The organism is Pseudoduganella namucuonensis (genome assembly GCF_900116645.1).
In the GTDB taxonomy this organism is placed as follows: Bacteria; Pseudomonadota; Gammaproteobacteria; order Burkholderiales; family Burkholderiaceae_D; genus Rugamonas; species Rugamonas namucuonensis.
This window is the reverse complement of the sequence record NZ_FPBO01000007.1, coordinates 19216-40295: the sequence shown is the minus strand read 5'-3', so window position 1 is coordinate 40295 and position 21080 is coordinate 19216. Positions and strand designations below refer to the sequence as shown.

Below are 21080 nucleotides of genomic sequence, written 5' to 3'. Positions count from 1 at the left end.
ACCGCGAACCGCCTCCCGCCACCCATCACCTTTCCCTAACTGGTCCCCCGTGCCGTCTGCCCGCCGCCTCCACCGCCGAACGCTCCAGCTGCTGCCATCGGCGCTGCTGTTGCTGGCGCTCGGCCAGGCCGCGCCCGGCCCGGCGCAGGCGGCCGCGCCGCCGCGCACGCTGCGCTTCGACCAGCTGGCGATGGAGGAGGGGCTGGCGCAGGAATCGGTGCTGGCGGTGGCGCAGGACCAGCAGGGCTTCATGTGGTTCGGCAGCCAGGCCGGCCTGTCGCGCTACGACGGCGCGCGCATCGTCACCTTCCGCCGCGTCGCGGCCGACCCGGCCAGCCTGGTCGACAACTGGGTGCGGGTGCTGCACGTGGACGGCGCCGGGCGGATGTGGGTCGGCACCGACGGCGGCCTGGACCGCTACGAGCCGCTGACCCAGAGCTTCACCCACTTCCCGCCCAACGAGCCGGTCAAGCGCGGCAACGGCAACCGCCACGTGCGCGCCATCGTCGACGACGGCAAGGGCGGCCTGTGGATAGGCACCTCCGACGGCCTGCAGCATTTCGACCCGGCCACCGGCCGCTACCGCTTCTGGCACCACGACGCGGCGCTGCCGGCCAGCCTGGGCAACGACCAGGTCAACGCGCTGGCGCGCGACGCCGACGGCCGCCTGTGGGTCGGCACCGCGACCGGCCTGGACATGCTGGAGCCGGGCGCGCAGGGCTTCCGCCACTTCCGCGTGGAGGCCGCGCCGGACACCCGCTTCGAGGCCGTGATGTCGCTGTACGCCGACCAGCAGCGCACCCTGTGGGTGGGCACCATGGGCGGCATCGAGCAATGGCAGCTGGCGCCGGGCGCCAGGGGCGCGGCGCCGTCGCGCCGCCGCATCGGCGAGCGCGAGGGCCTCAGGCCGGGCGTGGTCACCACCATCTACCAGGACGGCGAGGGCATCGTGTGGGCCGGCACCCAGACCGAGGGCCTGTTCCGCTGGCGCCCGGACGACCAGCGCTTCGTGCAGTACCGGCACCAGGTGACGGACCCGCACAGCGTGGCCGACAACTACGTGTCGTCGCTGTTCCGCGACCGCCTCGGCACGCTGTGGGTGGGCACCTGGTACAACGGCGTGAGCCGGGTGGACCTGGGCAGCGGCGGCTTCGCGCGCCTGGTGCACGACGCCGAGCGTCCCGCCTCGCTGTCCGACAACAAGGTGCGCGCCATCGTCGACGCCGGCGGCGGCAAGCTCTGGCTGGGCAACAACGACGGCCTCACGCTGTACGACCCGGTGGCCGGCGAGGGCCAGGTGTTCCGCGATTCCGGCCCCGGTTTCGCCGACGCGCGCGACCCGCAGGTGATGGCGCTGTGGCGCGAGCGCGGCCCCGGCGGCGCGCTGTGGGTGGGCGGGCGCAACGGCGTGCGCCGCTTCGACCCCGCCACGCGCCGCTTCAAGCGCGTGAGCGCCTGGGCCGGCGACCCGGACGGCGACAACGTGCGCAACATCGCCGGCGACCGCGACGGCGTGCTGTGGATCGCCACCCGCGGCGGCCTGCACCGCTACGACCCCAGGACGGGCGCCGCCCGCACCTACCGCCACGACCCGTCCGACAGCAACAGCCTGGCCGACAACGTGGTGCGGCCCATCCTGGAGGACAGCCGCGGCGCGCTGTGGGTCGGCACCTTCAACGGCCTCGATCTGCTCGACCGCGGCACCGGCCACTTCCGCCATTTCCGCCACGACCCCGCCGACCCCGCCAGCCTGAGCCACGACGAGGTGCACTACCTGTACGAGGACCGCCAGGGCGTGGTGTGGGTGGGCACGGCCGGGGGGCTGAACCGGATGGAGATCGGCGCCGACGGCGGCGTGCGGTTCCGCCGCTACCAGCGCCGCGACGGCCTGGCCGACGACGCCATCGCCGGCATCCTGGACGACGAGCGCGGCCACCTCTGGCTCAGCACCAACACCGGCATCAGCCGCCTGAGCGCGCAGACCGGCCAGGTGCGCAACTACGGCGCCGCCGACGGCACCATCGAGGGCGCCTATTTCGACGGCTCGGCGCTGCGCACGCCCGACGGCACCATGTACTTCGGCGGCTTCAACGGCGTGACCGCGTTCGCGCCGGCCGAGATCCGCGAGAACAGCGTGGCGCCGACGGTGGCCATCACCGACTTCCACATCTTCAACAAGCCGGTGCGGGTGGGGCAGGGCGACGGCATCCTGAGCAACGCCATCGAGCACACCGCCGCGCTCACGCTGCGCGAGCAGGACTCGGTGTTCTCCTTGGAGTTCGCCGCGCTGCACTACGCCGCGCCGCAGCGCAACCGCTACGCCTACCAGCTGCAGGGCTTCGACAAGGACTGGGTGGTGACCGATTCGGCCAAGCGCTTCGCCACCTACACCAACCTGGACCCCGGCCATTACGTGTTCCGCGTGAAGGCGGCCAACAAGGACGGCGTCTGGACCGACCACGCGGCCACGCTGGACATCACCATCCTGCCGCCGTACTGGAAGACCTGGTGGTTCCGCGGCTCGGTGGCGGCCCTGCTGCTGGGCAGCGCCTGGGCCGTGTACCGGGTGCGCATGCGCCAGCTGCGTTCGCAGAAGGCGCAGCTGGAATACCAGGTCGGCCTGCGCACCACCGAGGTGGAGCTGAAGAACCAGCTGCTGCAGCAGCAGAAGACGGAGCTGGAGCGGCGCCGCGTCGAGGCCGAGGCCCAGCGCGCCGAGGCCGAGCAGCGCCGCATGGACGCCGAGCGCCAGAAGCACGAGGTGGAGTCGCAGAAGGAGGCGGTGGAGCAGGCGCACCGCAACATCTCGGTGCTGAGCGAGATCGGGCGCGAGATGAGCGCCACGCTGGACATCGAGAAGGCCATGCGCACCCTGTACCGCCACGTGCGCCACCTGATGGACACCGACATGTTCGGCGTCGGCTTCTACCGCGAGGAGGCCGGCCTGCTGGAGTTCCCGTTCTCGATGGAGCGCGGCCTGCGCAGCCTGCCGTACAGCCGCCGCGTGGACGACCCGGACCAGCTGGCCGTGTGGTGCCTGTTCCACCGCCACGACATCTTCATCAACGACTTCTACAACGAGTACAGCCGCTACATGGGGCCCGGCGGGCTGGAAAAGCTCAGGCCCGCGCTGCTGGCCGACGGCACCGAGGCCGAATACGCGCAGTCGATGCTGTACACGCCGCTGATCGTCAACGACCGCGTGGTCGGCATCCTGTCGGTGCAGAGCCGCGCCAAGAACGCCTACCGCCAGGTGCACCTGGACATGCTGCAGACGCTGGCCGCGCACGCCGCCGTCAGCCTGGACAACGCCATGGCCTACCAGCGCCTGGAGGAGACGCTGCGCGAGTTGCGCGACACGCAGGACCAGCTGATGCAGCAGCAGGCGCAGGTGCGGCTGCACACCGAGGAGCTGGCGCAGGCCAACCGCGCGCTGCAGGACAACGACGAGCGCCTGCGCTACGCCAAGCAGAAGGCGGAGGACGCGACGCAGCAGAAGTCCGAGTTCCTGGCCAACATGAGCCACGAGATGCGCACGCCGCTGGCCGGCGTGATCGGCATGCAGGGCTTCGCGCTGCGCGACGCCACCCTGCAGGACGCCACCCGCGAGCAGATCGAGCGGGCCCAGGTCAACGCCCAGGCGCTGCTGTCCATCATCAACGACCTGCTGGACTTCTCCAAGATCGAGGCCGGCAAGCTGACCATCGAGAACATCGACTTCGCGCTGGCCGGCATGGTGGAGAACGTGGCCAGCCTGTTCGAGGAGCAGGCCGCCGCCTACAGCGTGGGCTTCTCGGTGGACTTCGGCGACGGCCTGCCGACCTTCGTGGTGGGCGACCCGACCCGCTTGCGCCAGGTGCTGGTGAACCTGGTGGGCAACGCCTTCAAGTTCACCCAGCGCGGCGAGGTGCGGCTGCGGGTGGAGCAGCTGCCGCGCGACGCGGCCGCCGAGGAGGAGGGCCGCAACCTGATACGGTTCACGGTTGAGGACACCGGCATCGGCATCCCGGCCGACGCCATGCCGCGCCTGTTCCAGAAGTTCGAGCAGGCCGACAGCACCACCACGCGCCGCTACGGCGGCACCGGCCTGGGGCTGGCGATCTGCCGCCAGCTGGTGGAGCTGATGGGTGGCGAGATCCGCGTGGCCAGCACGCCGGGCGTGGGCAGCGTGTTCACCTTCGAGCTGCCGCTGCGCGACGGCGTGGCCCCGCCGGTGGTGGTGCACGTGCCGCGCGAGCCGCACAGCCACCAGCTCAAGGTGTTGTGCGCCGAGGACTTCCCGACCAACCAGATCATCATCCGCATGATGCTCGAGGACCTGGGCCACAAGGTCGACATCGCGGCCAACGGCCTGCTGGCGGTGGCCGCCTGCGCGCGCACCCGCTACGACCTGATACTGATGGACGGCCGCATGCCGGAGATGGACGGCCCCAGCGCCACCAGCCTGATACGGGCCGGCGGTCCGGAGGGCGCGCCGGTGCGCGACCAGGAATTGATGATCATCGCGCTCACCGCCAACGCCAGCGAGGAGGACCGCAGCCGCTACCTGGCCTCCGGCATGGACGATTTCCTCACCAAGCCGATCGACGAGGCGGCGCTGCACTACCAGTTGAGCCGCGCCATCGAGCGCCAGCTGCAGCGCGGCATCAAGCTGCCGCGCATGGCGCCGCGCGAGCAGGCCCGCCCCAGCCTGGACGACCTGGACGCGATGTTCGGCGTGCAGGCCGCGGCGGCCGGCGGCGCGCCCACGCTGCCGCCGGTGATGCAAAGCCGCCCCGCGCCGCGCGGGCAGGAGGACGATCCGCTCAAGGCGCGCCTGCGCGCGGCCTTCCTGGCCGACCTGCCGGCCCGCCTGGCGGAGCTGGAGGAGGCGCTGGCGGCGCGCGACGGCGACGCGGCCGGCCGCCTGTTCCACGGCATGAAGGGCAGCGCGGCCTATCTGGACGAACCGGAGATGCGCGACTTGTGCGGCCAGTTGGAACAGGCCGCCGACCGCGCCGACTGGCACGTCATCGCCGATCAGCTGCCGCAACTGCGCGCGATGCTGGCCGGGGTGGCCCAGGTGGCGCAGCCGGACTGACATTTGCGATGGTTATCGGGTAATATGGGCAACAGTGCCACACCACAGCCATGAAGGCACTGGAGAATTTCTAGATGAAAGTACTGGTAGTTGATGATGATGTCGTTTCGCGCATGGTGCTGATGCACCTGATCGACAGTTGCGGCAAGTTCGATATAGTGGAAGCGGAGGACGGGGCCGACGCCTGGCAGCAGCTGGAAGACGGCCTGCGTCCGGCCATCGTGTTTTGCGATCTGCGCATGCCGCGCCTGTCCGGCATGGAATTGCTGCAGCGCGTCAAGGGCGAGGCCGCGCTGAGCGCCATGCCCTTCGTGCTGGTGTCCTCGGCCACCGACAAGGAGACCGTGCACCAGGCCACCAAGGCCGGCGCCGCCGGCTACATCGTCAAGCCCTTCCAGGCCGACCAGGTGCGCATCCACCTGACCGCCTTCCTGGACCAGGCGGCCAGCGGCTACGAGCACCACGCCGAGGCGCCGTCGGCCACGCAGCTGCGGCTGGGGATCAACGCCGACCGCCTGCTGGTCTACCTGACCGGCTTCCAGAACCAGCTGACCGCCGCCAGCGGTGAACTCGACGCGCTGTTCGCGCGCGGCGAGCAGCAGGAGGCGCAGACCCGCATCGACCGGCTGCACGCCGGCTGCGTGACCCTGGGCCTGACCGGCGCGGCCAGCGCGCTGAAAAGCTTCGCGCCCGGCTTCCTCTCCAGCGACGCGGTGCAGGCCGTGCTGTCGGACGTGATCCGCGCCGTCATCCACCAGTCGGCGCTGGTGCGCAAATCCATCGGCGCCGAGTAGGCGCGCGCGGAGCGGGACCCGCGCCGGGGTTCCGGCCCGGCCCCCACAAAGCCCTTGTCGCAGGGATAGTTTAGGTTTAAAGTAAAAGTCCGCCGACTGACTTGAACCGACCATCCTACCCAAGGGCGACCATGAACAGAGCAAACGCCGCGCCCCCATCCGGCCCACCCGCCGCCGGCATGGGCGCCAGCGCGCATGAGGATCCATACGCGCGCGACCACCTGCCACCGCGCGAGCTGTGGCCCGAACTGCGCTTCGACCTGCCGGAGCTGCGCTACCCCGAACGCCTCAATTGCGTGGCCGAACTGCTGGACCGCGCGGTCCGGCGGGGCGGCGGCGCCCGCGTGGCGATCCGCTCCGCGAGCGGCGACTGGAGCTACGCCGAGCTGCTGGAACACGTGAACCGCGTCGCCAACGCGCTGCGCGGCCCGATGGGCCTGAAGACCGGCAACCGCGTGCTGCTGCGTGGCGCCAACACGCCCTGGATGGCGGCCGCCGTGCTGGGCGTGCTCAAGGCCGGACTGGTGGCCGTGCCCACCATGCCGCTGCTGCGCGCGCGCGAGCTGGGCGCCATCCTGGTCAAGGCCGAGGTCGACGCCGCGCTGTGCGCGGACGGCCTGCGCGCCGAACTGGAGGCGGCGCCCGGCCTGCCGCGCAAGGTCGTGTGGTTCAACACGGGCGGCGCCGAGGGCTCGCTCGAGGCGCTGGCGGCGGCGCAGGAGGCCGCGTTCACGGCCTGCGACACGGCGGCCGACGACGTCTGCCTGATCAGCTTCACCTCCGGCACCACCGGCGTCCCCAAGGGCACCATGCACTTCCACCGCGACGTGCTGGCCATCTGCGACTGCTTCCCGCGCTCGGTGCTCAAGACGCGCGCCGACGACGTCTTCATCGGCACGCCGCCGCTGGCGTTCACCTTCGGCCTGGGCGGCCTGCTGCTGTTCCCGCTGCGCGCCGGCGCCTGCGCCGTGCTGCTGGAAAAGCTCACCCCCGAAACGCTGCTGCTGGCGATCGAGCGATACCGCGCCACGGTGTGCTTCACCGCGCCCACCTTCTACCGCCAGATGGCGGCGCTGGCGCCCACCCGCGACCTGGCCAGCCTGCGCGCGAGCGTGTCGGCCGGCGAGGCGCTGCCGCTGGCCACGCGCGAGGCCTGGCAGCGGGCCACCGGCCTGCGCATGATAGACGGCATAGGCGCGACCGAGATGCTGCACATCTTCATCTCGGCGGCGGACGACGACATCCGCCCCGGCGCCACCGGCAAGCCGGTGCCCGGCTACCAGGCCTGCGTGCTGGACGACGACGGCAAGCCGGTGGGCCCGGGCGTGATCGGCAGGCTGGCCGTGAAGGGGCCGACCGGCTGCCGCTACCTGGCCGACGAGCGCCAGCGCGACTACGTGCGCGACGGCTGGAACCTCACCGGCGACGCCTACGAGATGGACGCCGACGGCTATTTCTTCTACCGCTCGCGCACCGACGACATGATCATCTCGGCCGGCTACAACATCGCCGGGCCCGAGGTGGAGGACGCGCTGCTGCGCCATCCGGCGGTGGCCGAATGCGGCGTGGTCGGCAAGCCGGACGAGGAGAGGGGCCAGGTGGTGGAGGCGCACGTGGTGCTGAAGGACGGCTTCGAGCCGAGCCCGCGCATGGCGGCCGAGCTGCAGGAGTTCGTCAAAGAGCAGATCGCGCCCTACAAATATCCGCGCGCGTTGCGGTTCGTGGCGTCGCTGCCGCGCACCGAAACGGGGAAGCTGCAGCGCTTCAAGCTGCGGGAGGGCGCATGAACATCGTTTGCATGGGGGGCGGCCCGGCCGGCCTGTATTTCGGCCTGCTGATGAAGAAACAAGATCCATCGCACCGCGTCGTCGTCGTCGAACGCAACCGCCCCTACGACACCTTCGGCTGGGGCGTGGTGTTCTCCGACCAGACGCTGGGCAACCTGGCCGCGTCCGACGAGCCCACAGCGCGCGCCATCCTGCAATCCTTCAACCACTGGGACGACATCGACATCCACTTCAAGGGCGGCAAGATCACCTCGGGCGGGCACGGCTTCTGCGGCATCGGCCGCAAGCGCCTGCTCAACATCCTGCAACAGCGCTGCGAGGAGCTGGGCGTGGAGCTGGTGTTCGAGACCGAGGTCGCGGACGACCGGGACCTCGCCGCGCGCCACCGGGCCGACCTGGTGATCGCCTCCGACGGCTTGAACAGCCGCGTGCGTGCGCGCTACGCCGACACCTACCGTCCGCAAATCGAAACGCGGCAATGCCGCTTCGTGTGGCTGGGCACGAGGAAGAAGTTCGACGCCTTCACCTTCGCCTTCAAGGAAACCCCGCACGGCTGGTTCCAGGCCCACATCTACCAGTACGACGGCGACACCTCGACCTTCATCGTCGAGACGCCGGAGACGGTGTGGCGCGCCGCCGGGCTGGAGGACATGACGCAGGAACAGGCCATCGCCTGGTGCGAGACGCTGTTCGCGGACCAGCTGGACGGGCACGCGCTGATGTCCAACGCCGGCCACCTGCGCGGTTCCAGCGCCTGGATCAAGTTCCCGCGCATCGTCTGCGAACAGTGGGTGCACTGGAACGGCGAGGTGCCGGTGGTGCTGATGGGCGACGCCGCGCACTCGGCGCATTACTCCATCGGCTCGGGCACCAAGCTGGCGCTGGAGGACGCGATCGAGCTGGCGCGCAGCTTCGCGCGCCATGGCGCCGAGGCCGGGGGCGTGCGCGCCGCGCTGGACGAATACCAGGCCGCGCGCTCGGTGGAGGTGCTGAAGATACAGAGCGCCGCGCGCAACTCCATGGAATGGTTCGAGAACGTGGAGCGCTACACGGCGCTCGAGGCGCCGCAGTTCGCCTACTCCATGCTCACGCGCAGCCAGCGCCTGTCGCACGAAAACCTGCGCCTGCGCGACCCCGCCTACGTGGCCGGCTACGAGCGCTGGTTCGCCGCGCGCGCCCACGCCCAGGCCGGCCTGCCATGGCCGGCCGGAAGCGGCGTCAGCGGCGCTTCCGGGTCAGACCCCACAAGCGGCGTCGACGGTGGCGCCGCGCCGGCCATTCCGCCGATGTTCACGCCGTTCAAGGCGCGCGGCCTGGTGCTGAAGAACCGCGTCGTGGTCTCGCCGATGGCGCAGTACAGCGCCGTGGACGGCACCGTCGGCGACTACCACCTGGTGCACCTGGGCGCGCGCGCCATGGGCGGCGCCGCGCTGGTGATGGCCGAGATGACCTGCGTCTCGGCCGACGCCCGCATCACGCCGCACTGCCCCGGCATGTACACGCCCGAACACACGCTGGCCTGGAAGCGCGTCGTCGACTACGTCCACCGGCACAGCGACGCGGCGATCGGCCTGCAACTGGGCCACGCGGGCGCCAAGGGCTCCACCCGCGCCATGTGGGACGGCATCGACCTGCCGCTGCCCGCCGACGCCGGCAATTGGCCGCTGGTCTCGGCCTCCGCGCAGCAATACCTGGCCGGCGTGTCGCAGACCGCCCGCACCGCCACGCTGTCCGACATGGCGCGCATCGAGGCGGACTTCGCGCGCGCCACGCTGGCCGCCGACCAGGCCGGCTTCGATTGGCTGGAACTGCACTGCGCGCACGGCTACCTGCTGTCGTCCTTCATCTCGCCGCTCACCAACCAGCGCGGCGACGAGTACGGCGGCGCGCTGGAGAACCGCTGCCGCTTCCCGCTGCGGGTGTTCGCCGCCATGCGCGCCGCCTGGCCCGCGCACAAGCCGATGAGCGTGCGCATCTCGGCCCACGACTGGGTGGAGGGCGGCATCACGCCGGACGACGCGGTGGCCATCGCGCGCCTGTTCAAGCAGGCAGGCGCCGACGTCATCGACTGTTCGTCCGGCCAGGTCAGCAAGCTGGAAAAACCGCTCTACGGCCGCATGTTCCAGACCCCCTTCGCCGACCGCGTGCGCAACGAGGCGGGCATCGCCGCGATGGCGGTGGGCTCCATCTTCGAGGCGGACCACGCCAACGGCATCATCGCCGCCGGCCGCGCCGACCTGTGCGCGGTGGGCCGCCCGCATCTGGCCGATCCGGCGTGGACGCTGCACGAGGCGGCCAAACTGGGTCACCGGCCGGTGGCCTGGCCGAGGCAATACATGCCGGGCAAGCAGCAGCTTGAACGGAACCTTGAACGCGAGCGGCAGCTGGCGGCGGCCAACACCGGCCTTAGTCCGCAACAGGTGGCCGCGCGGCTGCTGGAGGGATAGACGATGGACACCTTGAAAGGCAAACACGCGCTGGTGACCGGCGGCGGCCGCGGCATCGGCCTGGCCTGCGCGCGCGCGCTGCTGCTGCGCGGCGCCCGCGTCACGCTGGCCGGGCGCGACGTGGCCAAGCTGGCCGAGGCCCAGCTCGCGCTGCGGCCCCTGGGCGAGGTGGCCGTGCAGGGGATGGACGTGGCCGACGAGGCCTCGGTCGAACTGGGCTTCGCCGCCGCCGCGCAGCGCTTCGGCCCCGTCGACATCCTGGTCAACAACGCCGGCCAGGCGCGGCCCGCGCCCTTCCTCAAGACCGACACCGCGCACTGGCAGCAGATGCTGGCGGTGAACCTGTCCGGCGTGTTCCATTGCTGCCAGGCGGCCTTGCCGGCCATGCTGGAATCGGGGTGGGGCCGCATCGTCAACGTGGCGTCGACGGCGGGGCTGACCGGCTACCGCTACGTGTCCGGCTATGTCGCCGCCAAGCACGGCGTGATCGGCCTGACGCGCGCGCTGGCGCTGGAGGTGGCGGCCAAGGGCGTGACGGTGAACGCGGTCTGCCCCGGCTACACGGAGACCGACATCGTGCGGGACGCCATCGCCAACATCGTCGCCAGGACCGGCCGCAGCGAGGACCAGGCGCGCGCCGAACTGGCGGCCGGCAATCCGCAAAAGCGGCTGGTGCAAAGCGAGGAGGTGGCGAACGCGGTGGCCTGGCTGTGCCTGCCCGATTCGTCCGCCATGAATGGACAAGCGATCGCCGTCGCCGGCGGCGAAGTGATGTAAGGTGAAGACGACCATGCCCCTCCCGGACGACCATCCACACGGCGGCGAGGCCCAGGTGCTCGACCTGGCCAGCCGCCTCACGCAGGACCACCACCAGTCGCTCAAGCTGTGGCTGCGCATGCTGTCCTGCACCACCAAGATAGAGAACGAGATCCGCGGCCGCCTGCGCGCCACCTTCGGCATCACGCTGCCGCGCTTCGACCTGATGGCGCAGCTGGAGCGCCACCCGGAGGGCCTGCGCATGGGCGAGCTGTCCAAGCGCATGATGGTCACCGGCGGCAACATCACCGGCATCACCGACCAGCTGGAGCAGGAGCGGCTGGTGGCGCGCGTGCCCGATCCGCGCGACGGCCGCGCCTACAGCGTGACGCTGACGCCGGCCGGCCGCGAGGCCTTCGCCGCCATGGCCGAGGTGCACGAGGGCTGGATCGCCGAGCTGCTGCAGCCGATTTCGCAGGAGGACAAGGCGCAGCTCATCACGCTGCTGTCGCAGATGAAGCGCCACCTCGACGCGCCCGAAAACTAAGCAAAGGACACCATGAAACACCTTCCCGGAGAACCGCAACAGCTGCCCGGCAACCGCGCCTCGCTGGCCGGCCACCAGGCGCGCCACTTCCTGTTCGGCGTCGAGCGCGGCGTCGCCACGTTGACCCTGAACCGCCCCGAGCGCAAGAACCCGCTCACCTTCGAATCCTACGCCGAGCTGCGCGACCTGTTCCGCGCGCTGGCCTACGCCGACGACGTGCACGCCATCGTCGTCAACGGCGCCGGCGAGAACTTCTGCTCCGGCGGCGACGTGCACGACATCATCGGCCCGCTGACCAGGCTGGACATGCCCGGCCTGCTGTCCTTCACCCGCATGACGGGCGACCTGGTGAAGGCCATGCGCGCCTGCCCGCAGCCCATCGTGGCGGCCATCGACGGCATCTGCGCCGGGGCCGGCTCCATGCTGGCGCTGGCGTCCGACATCCGGCTCGGCACGGAGCGCAGCAAGACCGCCTTCCTGTTCACCCGCGTGGGCCTGGCCGGCTGCGACATGGGCGCCTGCGCCTTGCTGCCGCGCGTGATCGGCCAGGGCCGCGCCGCCGAGCTGCTGTACACGGGCCGCGCCATGTCCGGCGTGGAGGCCGAGCGCTGGGGCTTCCTCAACAGCCTGCACGCGCCGGACGCGCTGCCGGCCGCCGCCAGGGCCACCGCGCAAGGCCTGGCCGACGGCCCCACCTTCGCCCACGGCATGACCAAGAAGATGCTGCAGCAGGAGTGGAACATGGGCGTGGACGAGGCCATCGAGGCCGAGGCGCAGGCGCAGGCCATCTGCATGGCCACCAACGATTTCCACCGCGCCTACCACGCCTTCGTGGCCAAGCAAAAACCGGAATTCGAGGGGGACTAATGGCCGACAAAGCATATCTGGACTGGCCCTTCTTCGCGCCGGAACACGCCGCGCTGGAGCGGGCGCTGGACGCCTGGGCGGCGGAGCACATCCACGACGGCCACGGCGCCGACGTCGACGGGGCCTGCCGCCAACTGGTGCGCCGGCTGGGCGAGGCCGGCTGGCTGCGCCACGCGGTGGGCGGCGCGGCCCACGGCGGCGCGCGCGACGCGATCGACACGCGCGCCGTCTGCCTGATCCGGGAAACGCTGGCGCGCCATTCCGGCCTGGCCGATTTCGCCTTCGCCATGCAGGGCCTGGGCTCGGGCGCCATCAGCCTGTTCGGCAGCGACGCCAACAAGGAGGCCTACCTGCCGCGGGTGGCGCGCGGCGAGGCCATCGCGGCCTTCGCGCTGTCCGAGCCGGAGGCCGGGTCCGACGTCGCCGCCATGCGGTGCGCGGCGGTGGCCGACGGCGGCGACTACGTGCTGGACGGCGAAAAGACCTGGATCTCCAACGGCGGCATCGCCGACTTCTACGTGGTGTTCGCGCGCACCGGGGAGCAGCCCGGGGCGCGCGGCATCAGCGCCTTCATCGTCGACGCCGACACGCCGGGCCTGGAAATCGCCGAGCGCATCAACGTGATCGCGCCGCACCCGCTGGCGCGCCTCGTGTTCACCAACTGCCGCGTGCCGGCCGCGCGGCGCCTGGGCGCGGCGGGGCAGGGCTTCAAGGTGGCGATGGCCACGCTGGACGTGTTCCGCACCTCGGTGGCCGCCGCCGCGCTGGGCTTCGCGCGCCGCGCGATGGACGAGGCGCTGGCGCGCGCCACAGGGCGCAAGATGTTCGGCCACACGCTGGCCGACTTCCAGCTGACGCAGGCCAGGCTGGCGCAGATGGCGACCGGCATCGACGCCGCCGCCCTGCTGACCTACCGCGCCGCCTGGCAGCGCGACCAGGGCCGCGTCGTGACCAAGGAGGCGGCCATGGCCAAGATGACGGCCACCGAGACCGCGCAGCAGGTGATCGACGCCGCCGTGCAGATGTTCGGCGGCCTGGGCGTGGTCAGCGAGCAGCCGGTGGAGCGGCTGTACCGCGAGATCCGCGCGCTGCGCATCTACGAGGGCGCGACCGAGGTGCAGCAATTGATCATCGCGCGCGAACTGTTGAAAACCCAGAAAGGCTGACCATGGATTTCCTGCAACCACCGGGCTGGGTGCGCCCGCGCGGCTATTCGAACGGCGTGGCCGCCAGCGGCAGGACGGTCTGCGTCAGCGGCATGATAGGCTGGGACGGCCAGGGCGTGTTCCACACCAGCGACTTCGCCGGCCAGGCGCGCCAGTGCCTGCTCAACATCGTGGCCGTGCTGGCCGAGGCGCAGGCCCGGCCCGAGCACATCGTGCGCATGACGTGGTACGTCACCGACAAGCGCGAGTACATGGGCGCCTACAAGGGGATCGGCGCGGCCTACCGCGAGATCATCGGCCAGCACTACCCGGCCATGACGGCGGTGCAGGTGGCCGCGCTGCTGGAGGACCAGGCCAAGGTGGAGATCGAGGTGACCGCGATCGTGCCGTGAGCGCGTCGCGGGCGCCCGCCGCCGTCGAATTGCAGTAAGGCAAGTGATATCGAAACCGCGCCGCCCCGCCGCGCGTGTCAATTGCGCGCCGCGTTCAGGCCGAATCGATAACACTGCCACGATGTCAACATAGGCAGTGTCTACATCGGCAATTCAACGGTAGGAGAACAATGAGTACTTGGGATGGTTTGAAAGCCGACACGCACCGGCAGTTTGGCCGCTACAGCGCGGCATTGGCGTTGAAGGGCTTCCTCACGCGGCGCACCTTCCGCCCCGTGGTCACCATGCGGCTGTGCCAGGCCGCGCGCGACGGCGGCGGGGCGGGGCGCCTGCTGCTGCCCGCGCTGAAGCTGCTGCACCGCATGGCCACGCACGGCGCCGCCATGGACCTGCCCTGGGGCGCGCAGATCGGCCCCGGGCTGGCGCTGACCCACGGCTGGGGCACGGTGGTCAGCCCCGGCGTGCGCATCGGCCGCAACGTCACGCTGTTCCACGGCGCCACCTTGGGCCGGCGCGACCGCATCGGCGCCAATGGCGAGCGCGACATCGGCTACCCGACCCTGGAGGACGAGGTGTGGGTCGGCCCGCACGCCATGATCGTCGGCGGCGTGACCATAGGGCGCGGCAGCCGCATCGGCGGCGGCGCCTTCGTGAGCGCCGACGTGCCGCCGTATTCGGTGGTGGCCGGCAATCCCTCCTCCATCGTGAAAAGCAACTGCGTGCCCGACGTGATGAATCCGGCGCCGCAGCCACTGGCATCCAATCAAGAGGTAGCACCATGCTTATCCAACCCCGAGCGCATCTCCGAGCGGCCCTGAGCGCGCTCGTCGCGGCCGTCCTGTGCGCCGCGCCCGCGGCCGCCCACGCCACCTTGATCGGCGCGGCCGAACAGGCGCGGCTGTCCACCTGGCTGGGCGAGGGGCCGCTCGCGCTGGACCTGCTGTTCGAAAAGGGCGCGGGCAAGACGGCGGCCGATTTCCACGCGGCCGCCGACGGCAAGGGCCGCACCTTCGCCGTCATGGAGGCGCGCGACGCGGCCGGCCGCAGCTGGCTGGTGGGCGGCTACAATCCGCAGAGCTGGTCGTCCAAGGGCGGCTTCAACGTGACACCCAACGAGGCGGACCGCACGGGCTTCATTTTCAACCTGACCAGCGGGCGCAAGTATTCGCAGCTGCCGCAACTGGCGGGCGACGACTACGGCGCCTCGCAGACGCTGAACGACGCCAACTTCGGCCCCACCTTCGGCGCCGGCTTCGACCTGTCGATGCCCTTCGACCTGACCACGGGCACCTCGGCCATCCTCAGCTACAACGACGCGCTGGACCACCAGAACCCGTTCACCAGCCTGCTCGACGGCAGCCCCTACCTGTCCACGCCCAACGTGACGTTCGGCGCGCTGGAGGTCTATACCATCACTCAGATACCGGAGCCGTCCAGCGCGCTGCTGCTGGCGGCCGGGGCGGGCGCGCTGGCGCTGGCGCACCGGCGCCGCCGGCGCGCGGGGCCGGCCGCTTAGCTCACAGCGTGGGCAGGCGCAGCATGTCGACCACGGCGCGGATCAGCCGGGTGCGCGACTTGGTGTAGGGCGGGAAGAACAGCTTGATGGTCATCAGCATGGTCGCGCGCAGCACGGCGCGCTCGTGCGAGAAGGCCTTGAAGCCGTGCTCGCCGTGCGCGCTGCCGATGCCCGAGTTGTTGACGCCGCCAAAGGGCAGGTTGCCGTGCGCGAACTGGGCGACGCAGTGGTTGACGCAGGCGCCGCCGGAACTGGTGCGCGCCAGCACCTTGGCCACGGCGCGCCGGTTCGTGCTGAACACGTACAGCGCGAGCGGCTTGGGTTGCGTGTTGATTTCCGCGATCACGTCGTCCAGCTCGCCGTATTCGATCACCGGCAGCAGCGGGCCGAAGATCTCCTCGGACAGGATGGCGGCCCCGGCGGGGATGCGGTCCAGCAGCGTGGGCGCGACGTAGCACTGGTTCCGGTCGACCTCGCCGCCGGCCAGCACGTTGGCGCCGCGCGCCAGCGCGTCCGACAGCAGGCCCGCCACGCGCTCGGCGTGGCGGTGGTTGACCACGCGCGCCAGGTCCGGGCTGGCCTTTTGCGCGGCCGCGCCGGCGCCGTAGCGCGCCTGCAGCACCGAGCGGCAGGCGTCGACGAAGGCGGCCTTCACGGAGGCGTGCACGTACACGTGGTCCGGCGCCACGCAGGTCTGGCCGTTGTTGATGAACTTGCCCCACATCAGCGTCTCGGCCGCCTGTTGCAGGTTGGCGCTGGCGTCGACGATGGTGGGCGACTTGCCGCCCAGCTCCAAGGTCACGCTGGTCAAATGCCTGGCGGCGGCGGCCATGACGATCTTGCCGACGGCCGGCGAGCCGGTGAAGAAGATGTGGTCGAAGGGCAGGTCCAGCAGCGCCTGCGAGGTCGGCTGGCCGCCCTCGAACAGCGCCACCTCGTTCTCCGGAAACACCTCGGCGACGATGCGCGCCATCAGCGCCGACACGGCCGGCGTCATTTCGGACGGCTTGACGATGGCGGTGTTGCCGGCCGCCAGCGCCGACACCAGCGGCCCGAAGCACAGGCCCAGCGGATAGTTCCACGGCGCGATGATCAGCACGCGGCCGCGCGGCTGGCATTGCACGGCGCCGCGGGTGCCCAGCATGGCGGCCGTGGGCCAGACCCCGCGCGGGCGCATCCAGCGTTTCAGGTTGCCCAGCACGTGGCGGATCTCGTCCATCACGGGCAGGAATTCGGACGCCTCCACCTCGGCCGGCGGCTTGCGGTAGTCCTGGGCGAAGGCGGCGTAGAAGGCTTCGCGCTGCGCCAGCATGGCGTCGCGCAGGCGTTTGACGCGGGCGATGCGCTCGGCGGCGGTCGACACGCGCCAGCGCAGCGCGGTGGGCAGCTGGGCGTCGAAGGCGGCGCGGATGCGCTGCGGATCGGCTTCGGGACGGAAGGCCTGGCGGGGATCGTTCATGGTGGCGCCGCTCAAAAAATGGTCGAAGCGGCCAGCCTAGCACGGTCGTTCGCATTTGTTTGACAGGATTCCTCTAAACCGCGCACGGGGCCGGAAAAGGCGCGGAAAAGGCCCCGGAAACGGCGAACTACTCATAAGCGCGCCAAATGGGTATAATCTGGCCCCGTGTGTCGCCATAGTACAATGGATAGTACAAGGTCCTCCTAAGACTTAGATACAGGTTCGATTCCTGTTGGCGATACCATTCCCTCCAAATCCCCCCAAAATATCGAAGCCCGCGGGCTTGCTCACCACTATGGCAGTCATCTCTCTCTCCTCCGCGCAACTGGCGTTCGGCCACGTCGCGCTGCTCGACCATGCTGAATTTTCGCTGGAAACCGGCGAACGCGTCGGCCTGATCGGCCGCAACGGCACGGGCAAGTCGTCCCTGCTGAAAATCATCTCGGGCCGCTTCAAGCTGGACGACGGCCTGCTGGTGATGCAGCAGGGCCTGAAGATCGCCTACGTGGAACAGGAGCCGGTGTTCGAGCCGGAGATGAGCGTGTTCGACGCGGTGGCCTCCGGCATGGGCGAGCTGCAGGACCTGCTGAAGGAATACGACGCGCTGACCGGCCGGTTCGGCCAGGGCGACGACGACGCGCTGATGGAGCGCATGCACGACATCCAGGTGAAACTGGACGCGGCCGACGCCTGGAACCTGAAGAACAAGGTCGAACAGACCCTGGACCGCCTGAACCTGGGCCCGGACGCGCTGATGAACACGCTCTCGGGCGGGATGCAGAAGCGCGTGGCGCTGGCGCGCGCGCTGGTGTCGGCGCCGGACGTGCTGCTGCTCGACGAGCCGACCAACCACCTGGACTTCACCTCCATCATGTGGCTGGAGGGCCTGCTGCGCGACTTCAAGGGCAGCGTGCTGTTCATCACCCACGACCGCTCCTTCCTGGACAACGTGGCCACCCGCATCGTCGAGCTGGACCGCGGCCGCCTGCTGTCCTACCCGGGCAACTTCAGCGCCTACCAGACCCGCAAGGCCGAGCAGCTGGAGATCGAGGAGATCGAGAACGCCAAGTTCGACAAGTTCCTGGCGCAGGAGGAGGTGTGGATACGCAAGGGCGTCAAGGCGCGCCGCACCCGCGACGAGGGCCGCGTGCGCCGCCTGGAGCGCCTGCGCGAGCAGCGCGCCGTGCGCCGCGACCAGCAGGGCCAGGTGAGCTTGCAGGTGACGGCGGGCGAGCGCTCCGGCAAGATCGTGGCGGAACTGGAGAACGTCTCCAAGACCTACGGCCAGAAGGTCATCGTCAAGGACTTCAGCGCCACCATCCTGCGCGGCGACAAGGTCGGCCTGATCGGCGCCAACGGCGCCGGCAAGACCACCTTGCTCAAGCTGATCCTGGGCGAGGAGCGCGCCGACGCCGGCACCATCAAGCAGGGCACCAAGCTGCAGGTGGCGTACTTCGACCAGATGCGGGCCCAGCTGAACGAGGAGGCCAGCCTGCTCGAGACCATCGCCCCGGGCAGCGACTGGGTGGAGATCAACGGCCAGCGCAAGCACGCGATGAGCTACCTGAACGACTTCCTGTTCGCGCCGGAACGCGCCCGCTCGCCGGTCAAGTCGCTGTCCGGCGGCGAGCGCAACCGCCTGCTGCTGGCGCGCCTGTTCGCCAAGCCGGCCAACGTGCTGGTGCTGGACGAGCCGACCAACGACCTGGACATCGACACCCTGGAACTGCTGGAGGAATTGCTGGAGGACTACCCCGGCACCGTGTTCCTGGTCAGCCACGACCGCATGTTCCTGGACAACGTCGTGACGCAGGTCATCGTGGCCGAGGGCCAGGGCCAATGGCGCGAGTTCGTCGGCGGCTACACTGACTGGGAACGCGTGCGCGACACGGTGCCGGCCAGGGCCGCCGCCAAGCCGGCGCCCAAGGCCGAAGCGGCCGCCGGCGCGGCAACAGCGGCGGCCGCCGCGCCCGCCGCGGGCAAGAAAAAGCTGAGCTACAAGGAGCAACGCGAGCTGGACGAGCTGCCCAAGCTGATCGCCGCGCTGGAGGACGAGCAGACCGCGCTCAACCTGCAGCTGTCCGACCCCGACTTCTACAAGAAGAACGCGGCCGAGGCCAAGCGCGTGAACGCGCGCATCGAGGCGATCGAGGGCGAACTGCTGGAGGCGCTGGAGAAATGGGAAGCGATCGAGTCCCGCTCCGCCAGCTAAGCCCCCGCTAAAAGATTGCCGGCGGGCAGTCGTGCGCTACAGCTGAGCCAAAACTTGTAATATCTGCAAACTTGCCAGGGAAGCCGTCCCGTTTCCCTGGTCTTTGCGACATATTACTGCGGCTAAAAACAGCAGAGAGCACATGACTGTGAAACCCTATCTCCCCACGGCCGGCCCCGCCGTTCCGTCCCCCTCGCTGGCGCGCATCCTGCCGTTCGCCACCTATCTGCTGTTCATCCTGATCGCCGACGTGCTGGGCCGCCTGGGTTATGGCGCGGCCGAGCTGCGCTGGCTGTACGCCGTCAAGGTGGGCGCCGTGCTGGCGCTGCTGCTGGCCTTCCGCCACGCCTACACCGAACTGGCCTGGACCGGCCTGGGCGCCCGCTGGGCGTCGCTTTCCATCGCCACCGGCCTGGTGGTGTTCGCGTTGTGGATCACCCTGGGCGCGGACTGGATGCGCATCGGCGCCTCGCCCGGCTTCGATCCGCGCGACCAGGCCGGCGCCATCGACTGGGGCCTGGCCGCGGCGCGCATCGCCGGCGCCGCGCTGGTGGTGCCCGTCATGGAGGAGCTGTTCTGGCGCTCCTTCCTGCAGCGCTGGCTGGCGCCGTCCGGGCAGTCCGGCGCCGGCTTCCTGGCCGTGCGGCCCGCCGCGGCGGGCGCGCGCGCGCTGTTGATCACGTCCGTGGCTTTCGGTTTCGAGCACGACCTGTGGCTGGCCGGCATCGTCGCCGGCCTGGCCTACGGCTTGCTGTACATGCGTAGCGGCAATCTCTGGACCGCCATCCTGGCGCACGCCGTCACCAACGGCGTGCTGGGGGTCTGGATCGTCGCGTCCGGCAACTGGCAATACTGGTAAGGGGAGACACATGACTTCTCCACGCAAGCATCTGTTGCTGATGCTGGGCGCGCTCGCCGTGATCCCGGCGGAGGCGGCCATCAGCGACACCATCCACCCCTTCCTGGGGGTGACGCGCGCCTACGACGACAACCTGTTCCGGCTGGACGACCGCGGCAGCGGCCTGGGCGGCAAGCGCTCGGACAGTTTCACGCGCACCCAGATCGGCCTGCTGTTCGACCGCCCCATCGGCCGCCAGCGGCTGACCGGGCAGTTCAAGGAATCGCGCGTCAAGTTCGACCATTTCAGCCAGCTCGACTACGACGGCAAGGACTACCTGGCCGACCTCGAATGGCACATCGGCAACCACCTGGAAGGGCACTTGGGCGGCAGCTACGCGCAGACGCTGACCTCGTTCAACGATTTCCACACCGCCGAGCGCAACCTGCGCAAGCAGCGCCGCGAGTATGTCGACGGCGCCTGGCGCTTCCACCCCAGCTACCGCGTGCGCGCGGCGGCGAGCAGCCAGAAGTCCACCTACGACTTGCCGCTGATGCAGTACAACAACCGCACCGAGGACCAGGTCGACGTCGGCTTCGACTACCTGCCGCCCAGCGGCAGCCGCTTCGGCCTGCAGGCCAGCCGCATCAAGGGCAAGTACCCGAACCGCCGCTTCCTCGGCGGCGAGGCCATCGACGACAGCTACACGCAGGACGAGCTGAAGGCCAACGTCTACTGGCTGTTCAGCGCCACCACGCAATTCCAGATGCTGGCCGGCTGGGCCGAGCGCAAGCACAATTTCTACACGGAACGCGATACCAGCGGCCTGAACGGACGGGCCGTGATGAGCTGGTCCATGTTGCGCAAGCTGAAGATGCAGGCCAGCGCGTGGCGCGAGTTCGCCGCCGTTGAAAGCAACTTCATCAACAACAGCGTGAACAAGGGCGCCAGCTTCAACACCACCTGGGAAATCAGCGCCAAGACGGTGGCCACCGCAGCCGTGCGGCGCGAAAAGCGGGACTTTAGTACTCTTGAGGGCCGGATCGCGGCGCCCAACCTGCACGACAAGACACGCAACCTGTCGCTGGGACTGACTTGGGCGCCGACGCTGTCCTCGCAAGTGTCGGCCAACGTGTTTCGCGAAGTCCGGGGCGGCAACGCCTCGACCAATTACCGTACCAATGGCGCCGCACTCAGCGCCAGCATCCAGTTCTGAGAA

At 70.0% G+C, this 21080-nt stretch carries 15 protein-coding genes and 1 tRNA gene; 15 read left to right on the top strand and 1 reads right to left on the bottom strand.

From position 1 onward, the window contains the following. Positions 1-109: 109 nt before the first annotated feature. The 11 genes from BM436_RS09510 to BM436_RS09460 all read left to right on the top strand — a co-directional run bounded on the left by BM436_RS09510 (position 110) and on the right by BM436_RS09460 (position 15352). Entirely contained in the window at positions 110-5080 is a 4971-nt protein-coding gene (locus BM436_RS09510) for a two-component regulator propeller domain-containing protein (protein ID WP_229489812.1), read from the top strand. 74 nt (positions 5081-5154) lie between these two features. Beyond that, positions 5155-5874 carry a response regulator gene (locus BM436_RS09505; RefSeq protein ID WP_093555276.1) on the top strand — a complete coding sequence of 240 codons (720 nt, stop codon included), beginning with the start codon at positions 5155-5157 and terminating at the stop codon, positions 5872-5874. Between the two features lie 131 nt (positions 5875-6005). Beyond that, the gene (locus BM436_RS09500; RefSeq protein ID WP_229489804.1) at positions 6006-7661 is read left to right on the top strand and encodes a benzoate-CoA ligase family protein; all 1656 of its coding nucleotides are present in this window, start codon (positions 6006-6008) and stop codon (positions 7659-7661) included. Beyond that, positions 7658-10108, top strand: coding sequence for a bifunctional salicylyl-CoA 5-hydroxylase/oxidoreductase (locus BM436_RS09495; RefSeq protein WP_093555274.1), 2451 nt, complete (start codon positions 7658-7660; stop codon positions 10106-10108). Before BM436_RS09500 ends, BM436_RS09495 begins: the two co-directional genes overlap by 4 nt. Positions 10109-10111: 3 nt before the next feature. After that, entirely contained in the window at positions 10112-10885 is a 774-nt protein-coding gene (locus BM436_RS09490) for an SDR family NAD(P)-dependent oxidoreductase (protein ID WP_093555273.1), read from the top strand. 13 nt (positions 10886-10898) lie between these two features. Further along, positions 10899-11411: a MarR family winged helix-turn-helix transcriptional regulator gene (locus tag BM436_RS09485; RefSeq protein ID WP_093555464.1), complete on the top strand. Its 513-nt coding sequence runs from the start codon at positions 10899-10901 to the stop codon at positions 11409-11411. A 12-nt stretch (positions 11412-11423) separates the two neighbouring features. After that, entirely contained in the window at positions 11424-12278 is an 855-nt protein-coding gene (locus tag BM436_RS09480) for an enoyl-CoA hydratase family protein (protein ID WP_093555272.1), read from the top strand. Further along, the gene (locus BM436_RS09475; RefSeq protein WP_093555271.1) at positions 12278-13444 is read left to right on the top strand and encodes an acyl-CoA dehydrogenase family protein; all 1167 of its coding nucleotides are present in this window, start codon (positions 12278-12280) and stop codon (positions 13442-13444) included. Before BM436_RS09480 ends, BM436_RS09475 begins: the two co-directional genes overlap by 1 nt. Before the next feature lie 2 nt (positions 13445-13446). Then, the gene (locus BM436_RS09470) at positions 13447-13836 is read left to right on the top strand and encodes a RidA family protein (RefSeq protein ID WP_093555270.1); all 390 of its coding nucleotides are present in this window, start codon (positions 13447-13449) and stop codon (positions 13834-13836) included. A gap of 170 nt (positions 13837-14006) precedes the next feature. Further along, positions 14007-14654 (top strand): LbetaH domain-containing protein, encoded by a 648-nt coding sequence (locus tag BM436_RS09465; protein ID WP_093555269.1) that lies wholly within the window; start codon positions 14007-14009, stop codon positions 14652-14654. Beyond that, positions 14615-15352 carry a PEP_CTERM-anchored TLD domain-containing protein gene (locus BM436_RS09460; protein ID WP_093555268.1) on the top strand — a complete coding sequence of 246 codons (738 nt, stop codon included), beginning with the start codon at positions 14615-14617 and terminating at the stop codon, positions 15350-15352. The genes BM436_RS09465 and BM436_RS09460 overlap by 40 nt, the downstream gene beginning before the upstream one ends. Before the next feature lies 1 nt (position 15353). On the opposite strand, the gene BM436_RS09455 is transcribed toward BM436_RS09460, so the two are convergent. Then, positions 15354-16811: an aldehyde dehydrogenase family protein gene (locus BM436_RS09455; protein WP_093555267.1), complete on the bottom strand. Its 1458-nt coding sequence runs from the start codon at positions 16809-16811 to the stop codon at positions 15354-15356. 169 nt (positions 16812-16980) lie between these two features. Here BM436_RS09455 and BM436_RS09450 point away from each other — a divergent pair. The 4 genes from BM436_RS09450 (at position 16981) to epsL (ending at position 21077) form a co-directional block, all read left to right on the top strand. Then, positions 16981-17055, top strand: a tRNA-Arg gene (locus BM436_RS09450). A gap of 51 nt (positions 17056-17106) precedes the next feature. Further along, complete coding sequence (locus tag BM436_RS09445) at positions 17107-19023, top strand: ATP-binding cassette domain-containing protein (protein ID WP_093555266.1); 1917 nt, start codon at positions 17107-17109, stop codon at positions 19021-19023. 142 nt (positions 19024-19165) lie between these two features. Continuing rightward, positions 19166-19882 (top strand): CAAX prenyl protease-related protein, encoded by a 717-nt coding sequence (locus BM436_RS09440; protein WP_093555265.1) that lies wholly within the window; start codon positions 19166-19168, stop codon positions 19880-19882. 10 nt (positions 19883-19892) lie between these two features. After that, positions 19893-21077 carry an XrtB/PEP-CTERM-associated polysaccharide biosynthesis outer membrane protein EpsL gene (gene epsL, locus BM436_RS09435; RefSeq protein WP_229489802.1) on the top strand — a complete coding sequence of 395 codons (1185 nt, stop codon included), beginning with the start codon at positions 19893-19895 and terminating at the stop codon, positions 21075-21077. Positions 21078-21080: the final 3 nt, after the last annotated feature.

What these genes read in the sequence shown, in the direction of transcription:
- BM436_RS09505 (WP_093555276.1), top strand. Translation starts at nt 5,155, where the DNA reads ATGAAAGTACTGGTAGTTGATGATGATGTCGTTTCGCGCATGGTGCTG.
- BM436_RS09500 (WP_229489804.1), top strand. Translation starts at nt 6,006, where the DNA reads ATGAACAGAGCAAACGCCGCGCCCCCATCCGGCCCACCCGCCGCCGGC.
- BM436_RS09495 (WP_093555274.1), top strand. Translation starts at nt 7,658, where the DNA reads ATGAACATCGTTTGCATGGGGGGCGGCCCGGCCGGCCTGTATTTCGGC.
- BM436_RS09490 (WP_093555273.1), top strand. Translation starts at nt 10,112, where the DNA reads ATGGACACCTTGAAAGGCAAACACGCGCTGGTGACCGGCGGCGGCCGC.
- BM436_RS09485 (WP_093555464.1), top strand. Translation starts at nt 10,899, where the DNA reads ATGCCCCTCCCGGACGACCATCCACACGGCGGCGAGGCCCAGGTGCTC.
- BM436_RS09480 (WP_093555272.1), top strand. Translation starts at nt 11,424, where the DNA reads ATGAAACACCTTCCCGGAGAACCGCAACAGCTGCCCGGCAACCGCGCC.
- BM436_RS09475 (WP_093555271.1), top strand. Translation starts at nt 12,278, where the DNA reads ATGGCCGACAAAGCATATCTGGACTGGCCCTTCTTCGCGCCGGAACAC.
- BM436_RS09470 (WP_093555270.1), top strand. Translation starts at nt 13,447, where the DNA reads ATGGATTTCCTGCAACCACCGGGCTGGGTGCGCCCGCGCGGCTATTCG.
- BM436_RS09465 (WP_093555269.1), top strand. Translation starts at nt 14,007, where the DNA reads ATGAGTACTTGGGATGGTTTGAAAGCCGACACGCACCGGCAGTTTGGC.
- BM436_RS09460 (WP_093555268.1), top strand. Translation starts at nt 14,615, where the DNA reads ATGCTTATCCAACCCCGAGCGCATCTCCGAGCGGCCCTGAGCGCGCTC.
- BM436_RS09455 (WP_093555267.1), bottom strand. Translation starts at nt 16,811, where the DNA reads ATGAACGATCCCCGCCAGGCCTTCCGTCCCGAAGCCGATCCGCAGCGC.
- BM436_RS09445 (WP_093555266.1), top strand. Translation starts at nt 17,107, where the DNA reads ATGGCAGTCATCTCTCTCTCCTCCGCGCAACTGGCGTTCGGCCACGTC.
- BM436_RS09440 (WP_093555265.1), top strand. Translation starts at nt 19,166, where the DNA reads ATGACTGTGAAACCCTATCTCCCCACGGCCGGCCCCGCCGTTCCGTCC.
- epsL (WP_229489802.1), top strand. Translation starts at nt 19,893, where the DNA reads ATGACTTCTCCACGCAAGCATCTGTTGCTGATGCTGGGCGCGCTCGCC.